Raw genomic sequence first — 16,483 nt, forward strand, 5'->3', positions numbered from 1 at the left:
GTCATTCGTGCCGGGCGACAAGCGCACCCGGCGGATCGACCTGCACCGTGACATGATCGATGCGGCCCTTCGCCTTGAGCCAGGCAGAGACCACCGGCGGCAGCGACAAGGGATCGACGCCCTCGGCGGGACTGACATGGACGGTTGCGACGATGCTCTCGTCGGTCAGCGTCCAGGCGTGAAAGTGGCCGGCTTCGGATACGTCCGGAAGGCTCCGCAAGCCTGCTTCTATCTCGTCCGCACGGATGCCTTTCGGCGTTGCCTGCAGGAGGACGCGGATGGAATCGGAAACGAGCCCCCAGGCCGACCGGATGACGAGGCCGGCGACGAGCACCGACAGGATCGGATCGAGCACACTCCAGCCGGTCAACATGATGCCGACCGCGGCAGCGATCGCGCCGACCGATCCCAACAGGTCGCCGATGACGTGCAGAAGCGCCCCGCGCAAATTGCTGTCGCTGCTGTTGCCCGACCACAAGGCATAGGCGCCGATCAGGTTCACCAGGAGGCCGATGGCCGCGACGACAAGCATGGGGCCGGCGAGGATTTCCGCTGGCTCGTTGATCCGCTGGACGGCCTCCCACGCGATCCAGACCACCAGCAGAAGCAGTGTCGCGCCGTTGGCGAGGGCGGCGAGAACCCGCACGCGGTGGAACCCGTAGGTCCGCTGCGCATCGACGGGCCAGCGTGCGACACGATAGGCGATCAAGGCCAGCAGGAGGGCTGCCGAATCCGAGACCATGTGTCCGGCGTCCGCGATCAGGGCGAGTGACCCCGCAAGCCAGCCTCCGACGGCCTGCACGAGGGCGTAGCTGGCAGTGAGGATGAAGACGAGGCGGATCCGCCGCTCGTTCGATTGCGTCACCTCGGTTGCATGATCGTGGTCGCCGTCCGAATGGGGATGCCCGGTATCACTGCTCATGGTCTCGATATCCCCGTTCCCGTTCGTGACGGCATTGACGGAAACTGGCGCGGGTTCCGGCTGTCGTCAACCGTGCCATGAGTGGGCTGGTCAGAGGGCGTCGTGCAGCAAGGTGGTGTCCAAATGCCGCATATCGGCGCCGGCGGCCGCCGCTATTGTGACGCGAAGCCGCCTATAACGGCTCGATGGTTGGAGCTGGAGACGCAAGACATGCGCTTGAAAATGGTGGCAGCAGGGGTTCTCGTTTCCCTGTCGCCGACCCTCCCGGCCGATGCGGCGACCGGGCGGTTTCCCCATGAAAACCCGCCCGCAAGCCTGGTGGTCGAACACGCGGAACTCCTTGTTGCCGACGCCGCGTCTGGTAGGGCGGAGGGGTTCCTGACGATCTGGAACGGAACGAGCGTAGAAAAGCGCCTCATCGGCGTCGCAAGCGAGGCGTTCCGGTCCGTCGCGGTTCTTCCTTCGCCGGAAGGCATGGTGGCGGCTGAAGAGTTTGTCCCGATCCCTGCCCATGCGGAACTGCGCATGAAACCGACAGGCCTTCGCCTTCTCCTCGCCGACCGGGTGACTGGAGAGGCGCCTCCGTCATACCGTCTCACGCTGACCTTCGAGGACGGCACGCGCCTCGCTGTCACGGCGGCGGTCGTCAGGGCGCAGGCCGAACTCACACGGCATCATCACGGACAGGCAGATCCCGGCCCTGGAAATGGCACGGCATCGGGCCCGGATTAGCGCGAGGGGTCAGTGCCCTGGGCCCTGACATCCTCGCATTTCAATCCGGGCTTGAATGCCGGATTTCTGCCGATCCCGGCTGCAGGCAGGCCCGGCGCGTGGATGTTACGTGCCGGTGCGAATGCACTTTTACCAGATGAAGTCGTACCGGGAGAGTTCGCCGAGCCGCGTGTCCTCGATGACGAGATGGTCGTCGCCTGCCTGGATGACGACGTCGTTGCCGGATTGCTTGGCCGCGTCGCGGATATCGGCATAGCTGTCGAAGCTGTTGTAGTAGGAGACGTCGATGCGGTCGTCGCCGTTCTCGAAATCGGTGACGATGTCGCGGCCGCCGTTGAAGACGAAGATGTCGGCGCCCTCGCCCCCGGTCATCGTGTCGTTCCCGCTGCCGCCGTTGAGGACGTCATTGCCCTCATGGGCGATGATGCGGTCATTGCCGGCCTGGCCTAGGAGCTTGTCGTCCCCCTCGCCGCCGTAGAGCTTGTCGTTTCCGGCCCCGGCGCGGATCACGTCATTGCCCTCGCCGCCACTAATATCGTCGTTGCCCTTGCCGGCAACGGCGTGGTCGTTGCCTTCGGCCAGGCTCAGCCAGTTGTTGCCGTTGCCGGCGTGCAGGACATCGTCGCCCTCGCCGCCCCACAGCTTGTCATTGCCGTTCCCCGAAACGATCCGGTCGTTGCCCGCCCCACCGCGGACCTGGTTGTGGCCGCCGCCTGCGTCGATGCGGTCGTTGCCTTCCTCGCCATAGAGAAAATCGTCGCCGCCATAACCGTAGAGTGCGTCGTCGCCCGAACGGCCGTAGAGATAATCCTGCTGGCTCGTGCCAAACATCCGGTTGTCATCGTCGTTTCCACGTTTCGTGACCATCTCGAAGCTCCTTTATACGCAGGCACGATTGCCCTGTTGCGGTGGAGTAACGAGGGACGTGGCGGCTTATTCCATGGAGATTCATTTTTTTGATTGTCGCGTTGGCGTATCAGGACGGGTGTAGACTTTGGCCACCGGCCGGCAGGCGCCGGTAGACTGCTCCGGCCGCGCCGGAATGAAGGCAAACCGGCCTATCGGCCCGCTTCGATCCGGCACTCGCTGCTTTCCGATTTAATGCCGATTGTCGCTGCGAAGCAGTGGAACCTGTCATTGGTCGCTGCGGGTGAAGTATGGCGCTACAGGTAGGCATATGAATTTCTCGGGAATCTCCCTTCGCGACCTCGAATATATCGTGTCGATCGCCGATCGCGGCAGTTTCGGGAAGGCCGCCGTGCAGTGCGGGGTCTCACAGCCCGCGCTGTCCTCGCAGGTCCGGAAAGTCGAGAGTTTCGTCGGGATCAACATTTTCGAGCGCACGACAAGGCGCATCCTCATCACGTCACCGGGGCAGGATTTCATCCGGCAGGCGCGCCGGGTGCTGGAGGAAGCATCGATCCTGACGAACATGGCGGTTCGTTCGGAGCAACCATTCGGGCACGAACTCAAGCTGGCAGCCATTTCGACACTCGGCCCCTATCTGTTTCCGCGCATCATCGGGGCGCTCCGGCAGGCATATCCCGATACCATCCTTCTTCTCAGCGAGGGATTGACCAAGGACCTCACGGAAATGCTGCTGGCCGGGGAGCTCGACGCCGTGCTCCTCTCCCTCCCGGTCGCCGGCGCGCTCGAGCATACCGATATCTTCACCGAGCCGTTCTATCTGGCCTGCCCGAACGGACACCCCGCCGGACATGCGGACGGGCCGGGTTGGGAGGATCTGGGTGCGGGAGAACGGCTCGTCCTCAGCGAAGGGCACTGTCTGCGGGATCAGGCGCTCGACACCTGTTCCTTCATTGATCCCGGAAGACGACAGGCAACGAGCATCGAAACGTTGAAATACATGGTCGCCGCCGGCGAAGGATGCACGCTGTTGCCGGCGCTCTCCCTGAGCAGGACGGCCCCCGTCACCTGGCGGGCGATGCGTGGCACCGCCTATTCCCGTCGGGTCGCACTCGTATGGCGGCAGACTGATCCGCGGAAAACGGAGTTTTTGAGCCTCGGACAAACCATCGCAGCGATCGCGAAGGAGGCGGAAGGCGCAGCCTGAATGGCGAGGCATCCCGCAAGCCTTCCACTTGGGAAGGGCGTGGGCTCACATGGCAGGCCGGGCTCACCTTCATGGGCGTGCCCGGCCCTGTCGAATGCATCAGGCGCGGGACTGTGTCGTGATTGCGGCCGCCACGCCGGCGCCATAGGCCGGATCCGCCTTGCTGCAGTTGTCGATGTGGCGCTGGATCACGGCCGTGGATGCGCCGTTGATGGCACGCGCCGTATTCTCGAAGAGAACGGTCTGCTGCTCCGCCGACATTTTCCGGAAAAGGTTGCCGGGCTGCGAATAATAGTCGGTGTCTTCCCGATGGTTCCAACGCCAGGCGGCGTCGTGCAGCTTGAGCGGCGGTTCGGAGAAATCGGGCTGCTGCTGCCACGCGCCATGGCTGTTCGGCTCGTAGGAAAGGCGCCGTCCGCCATTTCCGTCGACGCGCATCGCACCGTCACGGTGGTAGCTGCTGAAGGGGCACTGCGGCGCGTTGACGGGAATCTGGGAATAGTTGACGCCGAGCCGGTAACGCTGCGTGTCTCCATAGGAGAACAGACGGCCCTGAAGAAGCCGATCCGGCGAGAAGCCTATGCCGGGTACGATCGTGCTTGGGCTGAAGGCCGCCTGTTCGACTTCGGCGAAGAAATTCTCCGGGTTGCGGTTGAGCTCCATGACGCCGACTTCGATGAGCGGATAGTCCGCCTTCGGCCAGACCTTTGTCGGATCGAACGGATTGATGGCGCACGCATTGGCTTCATCCTCCGTCATGATCTGGATGTAGAGCGACCAGCGCGGAAAGTCGCCGTTTTCGATACTGTCGAAGAGATCGCGCTGGCTGCTTTCGCGGTCGCGGCCGATCAGGTTGGCGGCCTCTGCATCGGTCAGGTTCTGGATGCCCTGCTGCGTGCGGAAATGGAACTTGACCCAGTGGCGCTCCTGATGGGCGTTGATGAAGCTGAACGTATGGGTTCCAAACCCGTGCATGTGCCGCCAGCTCTTCGGAATCCCCCGGTCGCTCATGATGATCGTGACCTGATGCAGCGCCTCCGGCAGGAGCGTCCAGTAATCCCAGTTGTTTTCCGCACTGCGCATGCCCGTGCGCGGGTCGCGTTTGACCGCATGGTTCAGGTCTGGGAACTTGAGCGGATCGTGCATGAAGAACACGGGCGTGTTGTTGCCCACCAGATCCCAGTTTCCTTCCTCCGTGTAGAATTTCAGGGCAAAGCCGCGGATATCCCGCTCGGCATCTGCGGCGCCGCGCTCGCCGGCAACCGTCGAGAAGCGTGCGAACATCGGCGTCGTCTTGCCGATCTGCGAGAACAGCTTTGCGCGGGTGTATTTCGAGATGTCCTTCGTGACAGTGAAGGTGCCGAAAGCGCCGGCCCCCTTGGCATGCATGCGACGCTCGGGAATCACCTCCCGGTCGAAATGTGCGAGCTTCTCCAGGAACCAGACATCCTGTAGAAGCTGCGGCCCGCGAGGGCCTGCCGTAAGGATGTTGTTGTCGTCGGCAACCGGAGCGCCGAACGACGTTGTCAGCTTTGACATGTGTTTCACCTTCCAAAAATTGGGTTTTGGTCGGCCGACCGGGTAGGATTACTAGAGCCGTCGAGGAGAAACTAAAAAGACATTCTGCTTACCGGATATATAGGCTGAAGTTATGAATGTGTTTGCTGGGCCCTGTTCTGGTGTATTTGCCAGGCACACTGTCGATTGTTCGGCCGCATTGTAGGAAAGCGATGGAAAGCTTCACCAATTTCTGCCTTGTTGTCCGTACCGGCTTGCTGGAGACCATGGGCAACGCCTAAGTTCCGTCCTGAGCGCAGCAAGAGTAGATAGGCCGAATGGGAAAAGGAACGGTGCTTGCCATCGAGGTCAAACCGGAGGGCCGCGAGCCGGTGTTCCTGGCTTTGGTGCGGACGATCATCAACGAGATCGAGCGTGGCCGGCTGAAGCCCGGGGCGCCCCTGCCGGGAACGCGCGCGCTTTCAAAGAACCTGAAGCTCAATCGCAACACCGTCGATGCTGCCTATCATGAACTGGCCATGCAGGGCTGGCTGGTAACGGAGCCTTCCCGCGGGACATTCGTGGCGATGGATCTGCCCGACATGGCGATGCCGCCGCGCGCCTCCCCGCCGCAGGGTGTTGTTACCGGGCTGGCCCGGCCGGCCGCTCCCGGCATCCTCCGCCTGTCCGACGGCTATCCCGACGTCCGCCTCGTCCCCACGACGGCCTTTGGGCAGGCGATCCGCCGCGCGCTCAACAGCGCCGCCTTCGTTTCCGGTAGCGCCTATGGCGATCCACGGGGCAATGCGGCCTTGCGGGATGCCCTTTCGCACTACCTGCGTGACGAGCGCGGGCTGACGGCGGCAGCAGCCGATATCATGGTGACGCGGGGCAGCCAGATGGGCTTGTTTCTTGCTGCTTCCGCTGTCGCGGAGCCCGGCATTGCTATTGCGGTGGAGAGCCCCGGCTATCCTCTCGCCTGGGCCGCTTTCCGGGCCGCCGGTGCGGATGTCGTCGGCGTTCCGGTCGATGCGCATGGCATAGACGTCAATCTCCTGGAGACGCTGGCACAGACGAATGCCAGCCTCCGCGCCGTCTACGTCACGCCGCATCATCAATATCCGACGACGGCAACGCTGGGTGCGGCGCGGCGGATGCGGCTGATGGACGTTGCCCGGCGGTATGGCCTGCTTATCATCGAGGACGACTACGACAACGAATACCGTTTCGACGGGCGGCCGATCCTGCCGCTGGCCGCAAGAACCGATGAAGACCTGCCCATCATCTATCTCGGCTCGTTGTCGAAGCTGCTGGCCCCCGGCATTCGCCTCGGCTATGCGGTCGCCCCGCCGCAGATCCTGCTGCGCATGGCGGACAGGCGGGAAGCCCTGGATCGGCAGGGCGACTGGCCGCTGGAGCATGCGCTTGCCGACCTTCTGGCAGACGGAACGATCAAGCGGCATGCCCGCAAGGCCCGGCGGATTTATCACGCCCGGCGGGACCAGATGGCCCGAATGCTCGAAGAGCGGTTTTCCGATGACGGAGAGTTCACGCTGCCTGCCGGCGGGCTTGCGATCTGGTGGCGGCTCCGGCGCGGCCTCAGCGCCGAGACCTGGGCTGCCAACGCCGCCAGGCTGGGTCTTTCCGTCATGCCCGGCCTTCAGTTCGTGCTGGATACGGCCAATCCCGCGGAAGCGTTCCGGCTTGGTTTTGCCAGTCTCGACAATCGGGAAATGCTCCGTGCCATGGACATTCTTTCGCGTGCGAAACCCGTTGGATGAACGGCATAGCCGGTCCCTGCCCGTCATTCGACCGGCCTAGCGGACTTCTCCAATCCGTCCCTGCCTGCCTGGCCGCCCGATGAATAGAGCCATCCGCATGTGATGGAGTCTTCGAATGTCAGCTTTTCTCAAGATGGCGTGCCTTGTTGCGGGTCGTGGTGGCAGGCGGGCGGAGCCGGTGCCGGGTGCAGTGCCCGATCGCTTTGATGATCGCGAAGCCTCGGGCATGGCCGCAGGAACATGCGCATGAATATCGCCCTGTCGATCCGCAACGGCCTCGTGCCCATTCATCGCGCCGGGCGCCCGTTCATTGTGGCAGGGGTCCTTGCCACTGTTGCCGCAAGCTTTCTCTGGACGCCCCTGGCATGGAGCGCCGGCCTGGTTACGCTCTGGGTCTGCTACTTCTTCCGCGATCCGGAGAGAACGACACCTGTAGAGGACGGGATCGTCGTGTCACCGGCGGACGGGCGGATCAGCATGATCGCCGAAGTCCTCCCGCCGCCGGAGCTTGATCTCCCGAGGGTGCCGATGCTGCGGGTCTCCGTCTTCATGAGCATCTTTGACTGCCATGTGAACCGCATGCCCGTCGAGGGGCGTATCCGTTGGATCGCCTATACGCCCGGAAAATTCTTCAATGCCGATCTCGACAAGGCCAGCCAATACAACGAACGCAATGCCATTGCGATCGAGACGCCCTACGGCGCTGTCGCGGTGGTGCAGATCGCGGGCCTGATCGCCCGGCGCATCGTTCACTGGGCCGCACCCGGAGACACGGTGGAGGTCGGCCAGCGTTTCGGCCTCATCCGCTTCGGCTCCCGCCTCGACGTCTATCTCCCCGCGGATGCGATCCTCCTCGTCACCGTCGGCCAGACGGCCGTCGTGGGGGAAACCGTGCTCGGCAAGTTGCGGGGCGTGCCTCCTGAAAGAGGGTACAGAACCGGCTGACCGGCCAAGTCGTTCGAAAAGGGGACCGGCATGTTCGCCCAGTCCCCTTCCCGGTGTTTGGAGCGCGCTTTCAGCCTGTCGTACCTTGAAGCCATTCGGTGCACATCTTTCGTGCGGCTTCGCGCAGCGCCGGGCCACAGCGTCGGGCATCCTCCCGCAAGACACGGGGATCTATGCCTGCTGCCGCAAGTTCAGCGGCATGGCCGATCAACCAGCGCTCAATACCGGCGCAGGCATCGACCTCGGGGTGAAACTGCAGTCCAAGGATGTTCGGCCCGACGGCGAAGCCCTGGGTGGCGCAAAGTGCGGTCGTAGCTAGGCTTGTCGCACCCTGCGGGATCTCGAAGGCGTCTCCGTGCCAATGCAGCACGGGAATGCCTTCCAGATGCCGAAGCGGGCCGAGCCGCCCGTCCTCGGTGACCGCAAGGGGGGAAAAGCCGATCTCCTTGTGCCCCATCGGGGCCACTCTCGCCCCGAGCGCCGCTGCGATCTGCTGGGCGCCCAGGCAGATACCCAGCGTCGGACGCCGGGCGGCAAGGCGCGTTTCGAGAAGTTGCCGCTCTTCCTCGAGGAAAGGATAGGCCCTGGCTTCATAAACGCCGACCGGCCCTCCCAGAATGACCAACAGGTCCGGGACTGCGGGATCCACGGTCCACAGCTCGTTCATGCCGAGGTCGTAGTAGTAGATGCGGTACCCCGCCGCCGTCAGCACGGCCTCGAATGTACCCAGATCCTCGAAATGGACGTGGCGGATGACGACTGCCGTCTTCAGCATGGATGGCGCTCCCTCGATGTCCAGAACATCAGCCCAGTACGGACAGGTCTGCGCCGTGGTTGATGTGATAGACGGCGTCCCCTATCACGAGGGCGGGGACCGACTTGACGCCTGCATTCCGGGCTTCCGCAACGCGCTCGCTCGCCAGGCCCAGATGAACGGTTTCGACGGAGTACCGGGCGGGGTCGAGCGCACCGACGAAGCGCTGCTCCGCATCGACACAAACCGTGCAGCCCGCGTGATAGAATACTGCCTTCTCTGCCATGATCGTTCTCCTTTCAATGACACAGCGTGTGCTGTGTTGACGCTGTCAAAAGAAGGAAAACGGGGCCGTTGTTACAGGGCCGGATTTCTCACGCGGACTGGGCCGGCTGGAGACCGTCGCGCCGGCGCCGCACGCAGCCGTTGACCGACAATTCGAGCGATTGCTTCCGGGTTCGGTCCAAAGCCCTGCAGCTAATCCAGAACAACGATGGCTTCGACCTCGAAGAGCATCGGGTCGATGGCGAGTTTCGGAACGGGGACCAGGGTCTGTGCGGGCAAGGTGTCGCCGAACATCGCCTTGACGTTCTCGGTGAGCACGCCGAGCCTGGACATGTCGTGATCGACGACGAAGATCGTGAGCTTGGCGACCTGGTCGGGCCGGGCGTCGAGTGCGTCCAGGGCCGCTCCCAGATTCGCGTAGGCCTGCCTGACCTGGACGGCAAAGTCGGGCGACAGAGCCCCGGTGCCGTCCTGTCCGCCCTGGCCGGAAATGTAGGCCAGCCGAGCGCCTGCAGGCACGATCACCGCCGTGCTGTAGCCGTTCGGTGTCGGGTCGTAGAGCCCTTTCGGATTGACGATGGTCAGGGCGCGCGCCGCTTCGCGCGCGGCCGTTGCCCTAGGGGTGCCCATGGTCATGATGATTAGTCCTCCAAGAACCAGTTGCTGGATTGCGCGCGACATCATTTTCTCCGCGGCCCGCAGGATTGAACTTCAGCACCGTACGCGTGCTATTGACTCGTACGGCGTACGATTAAATGATCCCGTACATCGTACGAGTCAACCCGGCGGGATCGACATTCTGTTGGGGCCGGCTTAAATCGTCGGTCTGATCGGCAAGGGAAACGGATGGTGGCCAAGGGTAGCGGCACGCGGAGCAAGGAATCCGTGCGGAAGGCAACACCGTCCCGGCCGGGTGGGGAACCGCAGGCGGAGCCGCCGCTTTCGCTGGAACGGATCGTGGCAACGGCGATAGACCTGCTGGACGCCGAAGGGGTCGACGGGCTGAAGATCCGCCGCCTGGCCGATCGCCTCGGCGCGGGGGCGATGAGCCTCTACTGGCATGTCGAGAACAAGGAGGCCGTGTTCGACCTCGTGCTCGACGCCGTCTTCGATTGCCGCGGCATGCCGGAGGTCGATGAGGCGCTGGACTGGCGCCCGGAGGTGGTCCACATGCTGGAGGACTGGCGCGCGGCCATGCTCCGCCATCCCTGGTCGGCCGCGCTTCTGCCGCGCCGGGCGCTTGGTCCGAACATCCTCGGCCGGCTGGAACGCCTCGGCAAGGCCTTGTCGAAAGCCGGCGTCCCGGAGGCCGAGCTGAACGCAGCGATATGGTCTCTCTGGAACTATGTGCTCGGTGCAACCATCACCCGGGCGAGCTTCGACCTTTCGGCCGCTGACATGGCTGCCGGCCAGCAGCGGCTTTCCCGTCTCAGCGAACACTATCCGACGATCGAGCGCTCCCGCCTTCTGCTCGACAGCGATTGGGACGGCACTTTCCGGAAGGGCCTCGACTTCCTGCTGGATGGCCTTGCCCTGAAAAGATGAAAGCGGTAGGCGCTCAGCCGCGCAGGATCTTCTCCATCGCCTTGCCCTTCGCGAGTTCGTCGATGAGTTTGTCGAGATAGCGGATTTCGCGCATGGTCGGCTCTTCGATCGTCTCGACGCGGACGCCGCAGACCGTACCCTTTATCGAGGTGCGGGCCGGGTTCATTCCCGGCGCCTGGGCAAAGAAGTCCTCGAAGCTGGTTTTGTTTGTCAGCTGTTCGTTCAAGGCCGCGGGGCTGTATCCGGTCAGCCAGCAGATGATCTCGTCGACTTCTGCCTTCGTGCGGCCTTTTCGTTCTGCCTTCGCGACATAGTGGGGATAAACGCTCGCGACGCTGACGGAATATATGCGGTGTCCTGTCATGCATCCTCCTGGTCGAACCCGCCCCGGTCTTTATGGGCAGGACGGGAATACGCGGGCCGTCAGGCCGTATGCAGCTTGCGCAGCCGGCCATTCAACCAGCGCCAGAAAGGGGCAATGGCCCTGCTGACGATGGGGATCAAAATGGCACCGGCAACGAGCCCGATGATACCGGAACCGGCGGCCTGGACCAGCCAGGAAACGAGGCCGTCGATGGCCGGAAGGGCGCGCGCCGCGGCTTCGCCGGCATCGTGCAGCGCATGGGCGGGCGCCGAAAAGCCGAACATCTCCGCACCATGCACCAGGATGCCGCCGCCGACCCAGATCATCGCCGCCGTGCCGACCGCGCCGAGCAGTTTCAGGAGGTAGGGCATGCCTTTGACGAGGCCGTGGCCGAGGAGGCGAAAGGTCCTGTCGATCGGCGTGCGCAACGGGCGGCCGGCGAGCCAGAGGCCCACATCGTCCGCCTTCACGATCAACGCGACGACGCCATAGACGCCGGCCGTGATGACGATGCCGACGAGCGCGAGGATCAGTGCCTGCATGACGGGGCCGGCATCGGGCACGGAGGCGAGCGTGATCGCCATGATCTCGGCAGAGAGGATGAAGTCGGTGCGGATGGCGCCGGCGACCTTGCCGTCCTCGAAGGCTTTCGCATCGGCCCCTGCCGGGTCGAGCTGCTCCTCATGATGATGGGCGCCATGGGGCGAGACGAGCTCGTAGACCTTTTCCGCACCCTCGTAGCAGAGGAAGAGGCCGCCAGCCATCAGGAGAGGCGTGATCGCCTGAGGTGCGACGAGGCTGAGCGCGATGGCTGCGGGCAGCAGGAAGAGAAGCTTGTTCTTTAGCGAGCCGAGCGCGATCTTGCCGATGATCGGCAGCTCCCGTGCCGGCGAAAAACCGGTGACGTAGCGTGGTGTCACGGCGGCATCGTCGATGACGACGCCGGCCGCCTTGGCACCGGCCTTGCCGGCCTGTGCGGCGACGTCATCCAGCGAGGCTGCGGCAGCCTTGGCAATGGCGGCGACATCATCGAGAAGGGCAATCAGGCCGACGCTCACGAAAAACCTCCATCTTCGACGGGACTGGTCGGATCGAGCAATAGCCTCTTCGCAGGCCTGGAAAAAGCAAAAATACGCTCATTGCCGGAGAAGTGCTGCCGCCGTCCGCGGCGTCCATGGTATGGACACCGCGCAAACAGGGTGCCGTTCCGCCCTCGGTGTCACCCGGCTTTTGCGGTGTTTGCCTGTAGTCGGACATTCTTGAGGGAGAGTGCGGCCAGCAGCCCGAGCGCGATCATGCCGGCCATGCTGAGGAACACGGGCTGGAAGGCATCCGTATAGACCGTTGCGACCAGCGCGCGGACCTGTTCGGGTAGCATGGCGAGTTCGGCCGGCGTCAGTCCCTCGATGCTGGCGACGCCGGGAATGCTATGCCCCTGTCCGGTGACGAAGGCGGCGAGTGTGGCGCCGTAGATGCTGATAGCGATCGATGCGCCTGCCATGCGGGTCAGCGTGACGGCGCCGGTGGCTGCGCCGAGATCTGCGGCATTCGCGGCATTCTGCACGCCGATCACGGGGACCTGCTGGCCGAAACCGACGCTGAGGCCCTGCAGCAGCATCAAAAGGCCGATGAGATAGACTGGCGTGCCGGGATGGATTGTCGTGAAGAGGAGGAAGGTCACCAGCCCGCCCGCCGTGCTGACGACGGAGAAGATCTTGTAACGGCCTGTCAGCGAGATCAACCGCCCCGCCGTCAGCGAGCCGGCAGCGATGCCGGCCGTCAGCGCCATGAACAGGAGGCCGGCCTGCGAGGGGGAGAGGCCGGTGGTGGTCTGCAGGAAGAGCGCGATATAGTTGACCGAACCGATGCCGATCGCGCCGCTCACCAGCGAGACGATCAGGAGGAGATTGACGGTCGGATTGCGGAACAGGCCGAGCGGAACGATCGGCTCGGGCACGCGGCGCTCGACATGGATCCACGCGATCAGGCAGACCGCGCCGAAGGCGATCACTGCAAGGCTTTCGGCGGACACCAGCGAGCCGAAGATCTCCCGGCTGTCGGCCCAGAGCACAACGCTCGATACCACCGCGGCAAGCAGGACCGCGCCCGCAAAATCGATCTTTGGCCGGCGGATCGGCTTGCGATAGGGCAGGATCAGCGCGAGGCCGGTGAGCACGATGATGCCGATCGGCAGATTGACGAGAAAGATCGAGCGCCAGCCGAAGAGGTCGGAGAGCACGCCCCCTAGTGTCGGGCCGACGGCGCCGGCTGCCATCAGCATCAGGCTCGAATAGCTCTGGTAGCGGGCCCGCACGCGCGGCTCGAAGAGATCGGCATTGATCGAGAAGATGGAGACCATGATGCCGCCGCCGCCGAGACCCTGCAGCACGCGGGCGGCGATGAGCGTGTTCATCGAGACCGCAAGGCCGCAGGCAAGCGACCCCAGTGCGAAGATGAAGATCGCGGTCATCATCACATATTTGCGGCCGAAGAGGTCGCCCAGCTTGCCATAGACCGGCATCACGGCACTGGTCGCCAGCAGATAGGCCGAGCCCACCCAGCCGAAGCGCTCCAGCTCGCCGAACTCGCCGACGATGGTCGGCAGCGCGGTCGAGACGATCTGGTTGTCCAGTGCCGCCATGAAGATGCCCGTCATCAAGAGGCAGACGACAAGCATCCGGCGGCGCGGATCGGGCACGAGCGACGCATAGGCTGTATCGGTATCCTTGTCGGAGCGCAGACGGGCATCCATGGCAGTAACGTGATCTCTCTATCTTTTTCAGCGGGGAATTTGTGTGCCTACCGCACATATATGTCAACTGCACATATGTGATAAAGGCACAAATATGTTTTGACATCGATGGAAATCTGCTAATCCATGGGCATGAGCAGCGATGACGAACAGAAGGCCGGTCCTGCCGGCACCAGCGCCTTTGCCCGTATCGGTGCGGCGATGGGGCGGATGCGGATCATGACCGGCCGGCGCTACATTGGGCGCCTTGCCATTTCGCGCGTCGGCGCGGGGCTGGAGCTTTCGCATCTCGACGCCCTGTCCCTGGTCCGGCGTCTCGGTCTCGAGCAGGAAGTCACGGTCGGCGCGCTTGCCGAGCAGTTGCGGATCGACCATTCGCGCGCGAGCCGCATTGTCGCGGATCTCGTCAAGCGCGGCGTCGTGCGCCGTGCCGCCTCGCAGGACGATGGCCGGCGTACCATCGTCACATTGACGAAGGCCGGCATGCACTGGCTCGATCAGGTGAACGGCGTCAAGGAAGAGGTGCTGTCAAAGGTGCTGTACGACTGGACGGAGGAGGAGATGGCGACGTTCGCCAATCTCTACACCCGCTTCATCGAACGGCTCGAGGTGCAGGCGAAGGATTTTGACGCGGAGAGTGCGGGCAAATAACCGCTGGCCGCCAGTCTCAACGGCGCCATTCGGGGGCTTCAAGGGTCTCCCGGAAGGCGAAGCGCAGGAGATGCGAGGTGATGGCGGATTGCGCCCAGGCGAGGCTCTCTTCGTTTTTTGCCTTCACGAACAGGCGAAGCCCGTCCGCATCCGCGTCGAAGAGAGCAACCCCGCCATCGAACCGGCACTCGCCATGCGTATCGGAATAGACGACGTCCACCTTGTGGGCAAAGTGCTTGCACATCTGGACCAGATATTTGGCGCCGGCAGCGGTTTTTACATGCGCGGTGGATTCGATCATGCTTTTCTTCCCTTTCCAATGTGGTGAGCCGCCCGCCCGGAGCGCCGGCCGCTAGCGGATCACGATCAGGGGGCCAAGCCGGGTTACCCTTACTCCCAGAGCCTGGCGGATGAACGACAGGGCGGCATCCGTGTCGGAGACGGTGATGGTGCCGCTCACCCGGCGCTGCGCCAACGCGCTGCCCGCAAGGACGATCCGGCCGGAGAAATGACGGCTCATCTCCTCGATGACATGGGAGAGAGGCGCATCTTCCACTGCGATCTGCCCGCGCTGCCAGGCAAGAGCCACGACACCATCAACCGGCTGGACATTCATCCGGCCGGTGTCGCGGTCATAGGTGGCCTGCTCGCCTTGCGAGACGCGCAAGGACGAGGCCGCTGCGTCACCCGGCTCGATGAGAACGGCATTTTCGGTAACGGTGACCTCCGTATCGGCAGTGCCGTAGCGCACGTCGAAGGCCGTACCGAGCGCCGTGACGTGTGTCGTCCCGGCCTCGACGGTGAACGGCCGCTCCGGCGCGTGTGCGACCTGGAAGAAGGCCTGGCCGCGCAGGAGGCGGACGGTTCGGCGGTTCGCGGTGAAATCGACGGCAATCGCCGACGTGGCGTTCAGTTGCACCGTGGATCCGTCCTCAAGGGCAACGACCGGCATTTCCGCGGTCCCCGCAATGGCATCGGCCTGTAGCCGCATGGGCCCGTCCAGCGCAAGAAACGCAGCGGCGGCGCAGACAAGGAGCGCGAGCGATGTGGCGGCAGGTTTGGCAAGGCTGCGCGGCCTGGCCTCGATGTTCCGCAGCGCCGGGTCCGACTGGATGGCCGTCCGTGCGTCGCCCAGCAACCTTTCGGCAGCCCGGTAGGTACGACAGTTCTCGGGATCATCGAGCCATTGCTGGAAGCGCGCCCTTTCTTCCGGGGATTGCGCCGGATCGCCATTGCGCAGAAGCCAGTCTGCCGCCTCTCTGTTGCGCTTTCGCTGCGCTTGCGTGGCACGGTTGCCCGGCATCGGCTTCTCCCGGAGCGTTTCGTCCTGCCAAGTAGACGATTGGCGTCGCCTTTTCGGGACTCTTAGTCGATCGAAAGAAGACGGTCGAGGCAATGGGCGAAGGCCCGGCGCAGGTGGCGGTCGACCATGTTGCGGGAAATCCTGAGCCTGACCGCGATCTGGTCCGGCGAGAGATGGTGCAGCCGATGGAGGATGAACACGACGCGGCGCCGTTCCGGCAATTCGGCGATGGCTGCCCGGAGAATGGCGACGCGCGCCTCGATCTCGAGCGCCATGTCCGGCGCCGGGCCCAGGCTGGCGACCGAAAGGGCCTCCCGCTCGGTTCCGGAGAACAGCCGCGCCTCCATGTTTTCCCGCCGCAGCCGGTCGATGCCCAGATTGATGGCGGAACGGCAGAGGAAAGCCTTGAGCGAGCGTTTGTTGCGCAGGACATCGGGCTGGGCCGCGAGCTTGACGTAAAGGTCGTGCACCACGTCCCGGGCGGTGGAGAGGGGGTGCCCCTTGCGCCGCACGGCTGTGGTTATGTCGGCGTAGTGGGCCTCCATCGCGCGGTTCAGCAGGTCGTTGCTGTCAAGGATATCCCAGGCTGGGGAGGAGGAGCTCGGCATCAGCACTCTGTTCCTGATCCAAAGAGGACGAAGCAGCGCCCGGAGCATCTGAACATGCCCGCAGCGATGGAGAAATGGCTATCTGCTCTGCAAAATCCCTGCAAGTGCAATAGCTTAGAATGTTTCAAAGCTGGAAAATATACGGCGATTAAATCAAGACAAAAAAACTCATCTTTATGCCTGATTTCGTTGCGAGAATCCTCGTGGCGGCGGCGAACCCGCAAGCTGGTCACTGCTTCGAAAAGCCGGGAAGCGTGGCAATCCCGCAAC

At 63.7% G+C, this 16,483-nt stretch carries 18 protein-coding genes; 6 read left to right on the forward strand and 12 right to left on the reverse strand.

Translation table 11 applies throughout. The features are described 5' to 3' along the window. Nucleotide 1: 1 nt before the first annotated feature. Complete coding sequence (locus AKG11_RS19185; RefSeq protein WP_050745081.1) at nucleotides 2-922, reverse strand: cation diffusion facilitator family transporter; 921 nt, start codon at nucleotides 920-922, stop codon at nucleotides 2-4. A gap of 210 nt (nucleotides 923-1,132) precedes the next feature. On the opposite strand from AKG11_RS19185, the gene AKG11_RS19190 reads away from it, so the two are divergent. Beyond that, on the forward strand, nucleotides 1,133-1,654 hold the full coding sequence (locus AKG11_RS19190; RefSeq protein ID WP_023512424.1) for a copper chaperone PCu(A)C: 522 nt from the start codon (nucleotides 1,133-1,135) through the stop codon (nucleotides 1,652-1,654). Between the two features lie 129 nt (nucleotides 1,655-1,783). Here AKG11_RS19190 and AKG11_RS19195 read toward each other — a convergent pair whose 3' ends face one another. Next, entirely contained in the window at nucleotides 1,784-2,521 is a 738-nt protein-coding gene (locus tag AKG11_RS19195) for a calcium-binding protein (protein ID WP_050745083.1), read from the reverse strand. Nucleotides 2,522-2,831: 310 nt separating this feature from the next. On the opposite strand from AKG11_RS19195, the gene AKG11_RS19200 reads away from it, so the two are divergent. Further along, entirely contained in the window at nucleotides 2,832-3,728 is an 897-nt protein-coding gene (locus tag AKG11_RS19200) for a LysR substrate-binding domain-containing protein (protein WP_050745084.1), read from the forward strand. A 99-nt stretch (nucleotides 3,729-3,827) separates the two neighbouring features. On the opposite strand, the gene AKG11_RS19205 is transcribed toward AKG11_RS19200, so the two are convergent. Continuing rightward, entirely contained in the window at nucleotides 3,828-5,267 is a 1,440-nt protein-coding gene (locus AKG11_RS19205) for a catalase (protein ID WP_050745085.1), read from the reverse strand. Nucleotides 5,268-5,563: 296 nt separating this feature from the next. Between AKG11_RS19205 and AKG11_RS19210 the strand changes: the two genes are divergently transcribed. Both AKG11_RS19210 and AKG11_RS19215 read left to right on the forward strand, forming a co-directional pair. Next, complete coding sequence (locus AKG11_RS19210) at nucleotides 5,564-7,006, forward strand: MocR-like pyridoxine biosynthesis transcription factor PdxR (RefSeq protein WP_050745086.1); 1,443 nt, start codon at nucleotides 5,564-5,566, stop codon at nucleotides 7,004-7,006. 246 nt (nucleotides 7,007-7,252) lie between these two features. Next, nucleotides 7,253-7,951, forward strand: coding sequence for a phosphatidylserine decarboxylase (locus AKG11_RS19215; protein WP_050745087.1), 699 nt, complete (start codon nucleotides 7,253-7,255; stop codon nucleotides 7,949-7,951). Nucleotides 7,952-8,021: 70 nt separating this feature from the next. Here AKG11_RS19215 and AKG11_RS19220 read toward each other — a convergent pair whose 3' ends face one another. The 3 genes from AKG11_RS19220 to AKG11_RS19230 all read right to left on the reverse strand — a co-directional run bounded on the left by AKG11_RS19220 (nucleotide 8,022) and on the right by AKG11_RS19230 (nucleotide 9,671). After that, nucleotides 8,022-8,726, reverse strand: coding sequence for a glutamine amidotransferase (locus AKG11_RS19220; RefSeq protein WP_050745088.1), 705 nt, complete (start codon nucleotides 8,724-8,726; stop codon nucleotides 8,022-8,024). A 28-nt stretch (nucleotides 8,727-8,754) separates the two neighbouring features. Next, nucleotides 8,755-8,991 carry a hypothetical protein gene (locus tag AKG11_RS19225; protein ID WP_023512431.1) on the reverse strand — a complete coding sequence of 79 codons (237 nt, stop codon included), beginning with the start codon at nucleotides 8,989-8,991 and terminating at the stop codon, nucleotides 8,755-8,757. Between the two features lie 191 nt (nucleotides 8,992-9,182). Beyond that, nucleotides 9,183-9,671, reverse strand: coding sequence for a RidA family protein (locus AKG11_RS19230; protein WP_050745089.1), 489 nt, complete (start codon nucleotides 9,669-9,671; stop codon nucleotides 9,183-9,185). Nucleotides 9,672-9,836: 165 nt separating this feature from the next. On the opposite strand from AKG11_RS19230, the gene AKG11_RS19235 reads away from it, so the two are divergent. Further along, a complete protein-coding gene (locus tag AKG11_RS19235) occupies nucleotides 9,837-10,535 on the forward strand; it encodes a TetR/AcrR family transcriptional regulator (protein WP_050745090.1) in 699 nt (232 codons plus the stop codon). 13 nt (nucleotides 10,536-10,548) lie between these two features. Here the strand turns inward: AKG11_RS19235 and AKG11_RS19240 are convergent, their stop codons facing one another. The 3 genes from AKG11_RS19240 to AKG11_RS19250 form a co-directional block, all read right to left on the reverse strand. After that, nucleotides 10,549-10,899: a DUF2200 domain-containing protein gene (locus AKG11_RS19240; RefSeq protein ID WP_050745091.1), complete on the reverse strand. Its 351-nt coding sequence runs from the start codon at nucleotides 10,897-10,899 to the stop codon at nucleotides 10,549-10,551. Between the two features lie 59 nt (nucleotides 10,900-10,958). After that, nucleotides 10,959-11,957, reverse strand: coding sequence for a DUF808 domain-containing protein (locus tag AKG11_RS19245; RefSeq protein ID WP_050745092.1), 999 nt, complete (start codon nucleotides 11,955-11,957; stop codon nucleotides 10,959-10,961). Nucleotides 11,958-12,118: 161 nt separating this feature from the next. Continuing rightward, nucleotides 12,119-13,651, reverse strand: a complete 1,533-nt coding sequence (locus tag AKG11_RS19250) for an MDR family MFS transporter (protein WP_050745093.1) — start codon at nucleotides 13,649-13,651, stop codon at nucleotides 12,119-12,121. 126 nt (nucleotides 13,652-13,777) lie between these two features. Between AKG11_RS19250 and AKG11_RS19255 the strand changes: the two genes are divergently transcribed. After that, entirely contained in the window at nucleotides 13,778-14,302 is a 525-nt protein-coding gene (locus tag AKG11_RS19255) for a MarR family winged helix-turn-helix transcriptional regulator (protein WP_023514746.1), read from the forward strand. 16 nt (nucleotides 14,303-14,318) lie between these two features. On the opposite strand, the gene AKG11_RS19260 is transcribed toward AKG11_RS19255, so the two are convergent. The 3 genes from AKG11_RS19260 to AKG11_RS19270 form a co-directional block, all read right to left on the reverse strand. Further along, entirely contained in the window at nucleotides 14,319-14,603 is a 285-nt protein-coding gene (locus AKG11_RS19260; protein ID WP_197284002.1) for a DUF2218 domain-containing protein, read from the reverse strand. 51 nt (nucleotides 14,604-14,654) lie between these two features. Next, the gene (locus AKG11_RS19265; RefSeq protein ID WP_050745094.1) at nucleotides 14,655-15,605 is read right to left on the reverse strand and encodes a FecR family protein; all 951 of its coding nucleotides are present in this window, start codon (nucleotides 15,603-15,605) and stop codon (nucleotides 14,655-14,657) included. Nucleotides 15,606-15,667: 62 nt separating this feature from the next. Beyond that, nucleotides 15,668-16,213, reverse strand: coding sequence for an RNA polymerase sigma factor (locus tag AKG11_RS19270; protein ID WP_050745095.1), 546 nt, complete (start codon nucleotides 16,211-16,213; stop codon nucleotides 15,668-15,670). Between the last annotated feature and the right edge of the window lie 270 nt (nucleotides 16,214-16,483).

The organism is Shinella sp. SUS2 (assembly GCF_001262505.1).
GTDB lineage: Bacteria > Pseudomonadota > Alphaproteobacteria > Rhizobiales > Rhizobiaceae > Shinella.